5 protein-coding genes are annotated in these 4,560 nt (G+C 72.3%); 1 reads left to right on the top strand and 4 read right to left on the bottom strand.

What is annotated here, in order from left to right:
• The 4 genes from ACFXA3_RS36255 to ACFXA3_RS36240 form a co-directional block, all read right to left on the bottom strand.
• A partial coding sequence (locus ACFXA3_RS36255; protein ID WP_385194327.1) for an amidohydrolase family protein occupies positions 1-639 on the bottom strand: 639 nt, incomplete at its 3' end.
• A complete protein-coding gene (locus tag ACFXA3_RS36250; protein ID WP_385194324.1) occupies positions 636-1,928 on the bottom strand; it encodes an amidohydrolase family protein in 1,293 nt (430 codons plus the stop codon). The genes ACFXA3_RS36255 and ACFXA3_RS36250, both read right to left, overlap by 4 nt.
• Positions 1,929-1,939: 11 nt before the next feature.
• Positions 1,940-2,824, bottom strand: a complete 885-nt coding sequence (locus tag ACFXA3_RS36245; RefSeq protein WP_385194322.1) for an SDR family NAD(P)-dependent oxidoreductase — start codon at positions 2,822-2,824, stop codon at positions 1,940-1,942.
• A 1-nt stretch (position 2,825) separates the two neighbouring features.
• Entirely contained in the window at positions 2,826-3,623 is a 798-nt protein-coding gene (locus tag ACFXA3_RS36240) for an acetoacetate decarboxylase family protein (RefSeq protein ID WP_385194320.1), read from the bottom strand.
• A gap of 122 nt (positions 3,624-3,745) precedes the next feature.
• Between ACFXA3_RS36240 and ACFXA3_RS36235 the strand changes: the two genes are divergently transcribed.
• Complete coding sequence (locus ACFXA3_RS36235) at positions 3,746-4,420, top strand: TetR/AcrR family transcriptional regulator (RefSeq protein WP_385194329.1); 675 nt, start codon at positions 3,746-3,748, stop codon at positions 4,418-4,420.
• The last annotated feature ends 140 nt before the right edge of the window (positions 4,421-4,560 follow it).

Here is a 4,560-nt window from a genome sequence, read left to right as displayed (position 1 = left end):
GGTCTCCACCATGAACACCGCCCGGGCCGCCGGTTCGTCGCCGAGCGGCGGCGACGCCGAGCCGCCGTGGTGGTTGACCGGGACGCCCAGCTCGTCGCACACCGCCCAGATCGGGTCGTACGCCGCCGAGTGGAGCTCCGGGACCGAGGAGCCGGGCGGGACGCCGGGCAGCAGGATGCCGCCCGTCAGGCCCGCCTCCTTCGTGCGGCGGATCTCCTTCACCGCCGCGTCCACGTCGTTCAGCAGGATCTGGACCACGCCCGCCCGGCGGCCCGGCGCGTCCGCGCAGAAGTCCGCCAGCCAGCGGTTGTGCGCCTGGAGCCCGGCCCAGCGCATCGTGTACTCCGCGGCCGTCGGCGGCTGGGCCATCAGGGAGGCCTTGGGGAAGAACGGCGGGATGGTGTTGGGGAAGACCACCTCGGCCACGATGCCGTCCGCCTCCAGCTCGGACAGCCGCCGCGCCGAGTTCCAGTTGCGGTCCGCGGTGTCCGCGAGGAGGTCCTCGTACGGGTTCACGTACGTGGCGGCCCAGGCGTCGAACTCGTCGTGGTACCGCTTCTCCAGGTACGGCTTGTAGTCCAGCAGGTCAGCGCCGGCGTGGCAGTCCGCCGAGATGACCGTGTAGCGGTCGTCCGTCACCGCGCCACCCCCAGGACCGGGAAGTCGTGGTCCGTCAGCCAGTGGCGGCCCACCTCCCTGGAGCGGGCCCACGAGGCCTCGACGGAGGCCTGGTCGGCGCTCTGGCCCAGTTCGGCCGGCGTCGGGCCGATCCGGCGGGCGACCGGGGCGAGCGCGTCCGTGTCGAAGCCGAAGACGTCCGCCGCGGCCAGGCCGAGCATCCGGCGGGTCTCGCCGACGGGGATGTCGTGGAAGGTGTTCTTCAGCCAGCTCCGGGTGGCGGGCCAGGTGCCCTCGGGGTGCGGGAAGTCCGAGCCCCACAGGATGTTGTCCACGCCGATCTCGTAGCGCTGGGCGAGCTCGCGCCGCTTGGTGTTGGTCGCGCAGATGAACACCTGGCGGTCCAGGTACTCGCTCGGCGGGCGCTTGAGCTCCTCGAACGGCGACAGCTTCTTGCCGCCGTGCGCGCCGAGGTACAGCCGGTCCATGAACCACAGCTGGTTCGGCAGCCACCAGCAGCCCGATTCGGCCACGCCGAACTTCAGGCCCGGGTGCCGTTCGAAGACCCCGGACCAGAGCAGGAACCACAGCGGGCGGGCCGGCCACCAGGTGACCTCGGAGACGAAGATGCCCAGGTGGTCGCCGTACTCGTGGCGGGGCGAGGACCCGGAGTGGGTGACGATCGGCATCCGCGTCTCGGCCGCGGCCGCCCAGACGGGGTCGTAGCGGCGGTCGTGGTAGGGCGCCTTGTCCACCCACATCGCGGGGATCATCAGCGCGCCGAGCCCGGACTCCTTGGCCCGGTGGATCTCGGCGACGACCTTCGACGGCTCCCCCGTGATGGGCAGCAGGGCGACCCCGCAGTGCCGTTCGGGGGTCTCGGAGACGAACTCCGCCAGCCAGCGGTTGTGCGCCTGCGCGCCCGCCATGCCGAGTTCGGGGTCCTGGTCCCCGGAGAGCCCGAGGCCCACCCCGAAGGGCGCGGCGGTCTGGCTGTCCACGGCGTCGGCGTCGGGGAAGACGACCTCGGCGGCGACCCCGTCGCCGTCGAGTTCCTTCAGTCGCTGCGCCGTGTCCCAGCCGCCCCTGAGGCCTTCCTCGTGATCGTGGAACCACTTCTCGGCGAAGGCCTCGTTGCGGACGCCGAGGCGGGTGGCCTCGGCGCGGCGGGCGTCGCGCTGGCCCAGGAACTCGTCGAATCGGCGGTGGAAGCGGGAGTCGAGGTAGGGGCGGTACTGCTCGGTCGGCAGTCCGGCGTGGCAGTCGGAGGAGATGATCAGGTACGGGTCTTCGTACGGCGTGTCACTCACTGCACGGCTCCTCAGTCGAGGATGAAGCTCTCCAGGTAGGCGGGGTTGGCGCGGTCGAGCATGGACTGCGACCGGGCGCGGATCTGCCGGTCGCTGTGCTCGCTCGCCGGGAGCATCCAGAAGCGGTCGGCGCGGATGCCGTCGACGACGTGCTCGGCGACCTCCTCGACCGGGGTGAAGGCCACCTCGTGACCGGCCTGCCTCATCGCGGTCTCGTACTGGTCGAGGCTGCGGTACGGGGTCTTGCGCGGGCGCTGCTTCGCGTAGCGCTCGGGCCGGTTGCGGTGCGACTCCCACAGCCCGGTGCGCAGCATGTGCGGTCCGGGGAAGAGGACGGACGCGCCGATGGCGGCGCCCTCCGCCTTGAGGTGGGCGTAGAGCGACTCGGTCATGGTGACCACGGCCGCCTTGGTGACGGCGTAGACGGAGGCGGTGGGCAGCGGGGCGATGCCGCCGTCGCCGGAGGAGGTGTTGACGACGTGGCCGGGGCCGCCGTCGGCGATCATGCGGGGGACGAAGGCCTGGATGCCGTGGAAGACGCCCCAGACGTTGACGGAGAAGGCCCATTTCCAGTCGTTGGGCTCGTGCTCCCACATCCGGCCCTCGGCGCCGGAGCCGACGCCCGCGTTGTTGCAGAGCACGTGCACGGCGCCGAAGGCTTCGTGGGCGGCGTCGGCCAGTGCGGTCACGGAGTCGCGGTCGCTGACGTCGACGACGCGGGCGAGCACCCGGGCGCCGTCGGCGGTCAGTCCCTCGGCGGCCTTGCGCAGGGCGCCCTCCTCCACGTCGGCGAGGACGACCGTCAGCCCCTCGGCCGCGAAACGGCGGGCCATCGCGAGGCCGATGCCACTGGCGGCGCCGGTGACGACGGCCACCTGTCCGGGTTCGAGCCGCACGTCACACGCTCCCCTCGGGCGGGCCGTCGAGGATCTGCATCGGGTCGTCGTAGCGCTGGTGGATGTACGGGAGGAGGGCCTGGCCGCTGATCCGCTCGACGACGCGGCCCTTCTGGTCGGTGGTCTTCTCGCCGATGGCGATCTCCACGATCCGGCGTACGGGGAGGTCGGCGACGGGGTCGAACATCGACTCGCGCAGGACCACGTCACCGGTGATGTGCTCCAGTTTGCGGACCTTCTCGTTGCGGGTGACGTGCACGAGCACCGGGTCGGCGTCGAAGCCCGAACCGTCCACCGCGGGAAGGAACTTGAAGTAGAAGTCGGTCTTGGGCGCGGGCTCGGGCAGCGGCAGCTCGCGGTCGACCGCCCCACGCACCTCGACGAAGGCGATCCCGTGCCGGGCCAGCGCGGCCCGTACGACGAGGCCGTCGCGCTCGACGGTGACCTCGCCCAGCTTCTTCGGCTCCCCGAAGACCTCGCGGCCGCCGACCAGCGCCCGCTCGTGAGTCATGGGCATGACCAACGGGTACCAGCCCTCGACCCCGCCGTGCCGGGCGGCGACGGCCACCGAGCCTGCGCCGAGCGGGTAACCGGGCAGGTCGACCTTGCTGATGTTGGCCCGCACCAGGGGCCGCTCGGCGGGCTTGAGCGGCGGCGGCAGCACCGCCGCCACCACGTCCGGGTCGCTCTCCCAGACCGCCACCACACCGGTGGACCAGATGTCGGGGAGCTTGGCGCTCTTCTCGCGCGACGCCGCGATCTCGGCCTCGGTGCGCGCTCCGTACCGTACGCGTGCCATGTATCGCACCATCCCTCGTCTCGGGGGGAGTCGGTTCTGTAACACAGTTACACCGCCACCGATGAAGGGTAAAGACCCCTGCACCCACCAGAACTGACGATCCGACAGATTGGCGGATGGCCATGGCCAGAACCGCGCTCACCCGTGCCGAGGTGCTGGAGGCCGCAGCCTCGCTGGTCAAGCGGCACGGCCCGGCCGCCCTCACCATGCGCAAACTCGCCGCGGAGCTGGGCACCGCGGTGACCTCCATCTACTGGCACGTCGGCAACCGCGAATCCCTGCTCGACGCCCTCGTGGAGCGGACCGTCCAGGACATGGGGGCGATCCGGCCGGCCGGCCGCACCCCCGTCGAGCGGATCCTGTCCGTGGCCCGGATCCTGCGCCGCGAACTGCGCGAGCGCCCGCACCTGATCGCGATGGTCCACGAACGCGGCCTCACCGAGCGGATGTTCCTGCCCGCCCAGCAGGCCCTGGTCCACGAGGTGCACGCGGCCGGGCTGCGCGGGGCCCGGGCCGCCGACGCGGTGCGCGCGGTGCAGTTCCAGATCGTCGGCTTCCTGCTCGTGGAACGCAACCGCGAACGCTCCCCCGCCCAGTCCCCCGCCGAGAGCGACCTCTGGTCCCCTCCCGCCGGCTCCACCGGGGGGACCCCCGCCCCCGACGACCCGGAACTCGCCCGCGCCCTGGCCCGCCCGGCGGACCCGGAACGCCTCTTCCTGCTCTCGGTCCGGGCCCTCGTCCAGGCCCTGCTGGCCGACGGGGCCACGGGTGTCAGTCCGTGCCGATATCCTCTGTGACCATGCTCGACGACCGTACGACCGCAGAGACGACGTGGCCCAACCCCGACCCCCCCGGGGACCCGGGCGGGGCCGGGGTGTCAAACCGGGCCCCCGCCCGCGACCCGCATAAAAACCCCCCCCGGGACACGCGCGCCGCG

The sequence above is a fragment of the Streptomyces sp. NPDC059456 genome, from assembly GCF_042750055.1.
GTDB lineage: Bacteria > Actinomycetota > Actinomycetes > Streptomycetales > Streptomycetaceae > Streptomyces.
This window is presented reverse-complemented; position numbering and strand designations above follow the sequence as displayed.

Bases quoted from the DNA above. Each gene is read 5' to 3' on its own strand.
- ACFXA3_RS36240 (WP_385194320.1), bottom strand. From the start codon at position 3,623: ATGGCACGCGTACGGTACGGAGCGCGCACCGAGGCCGAGATCGCGGCG.
- ACFXA3_RS36235 (WP_385194329.1), top strand. From the start codon at position 3,746: ATGGCCAGAACCGCGCTCACCCGTGCCGAGGTGCTGGAGGCCGCAGCC.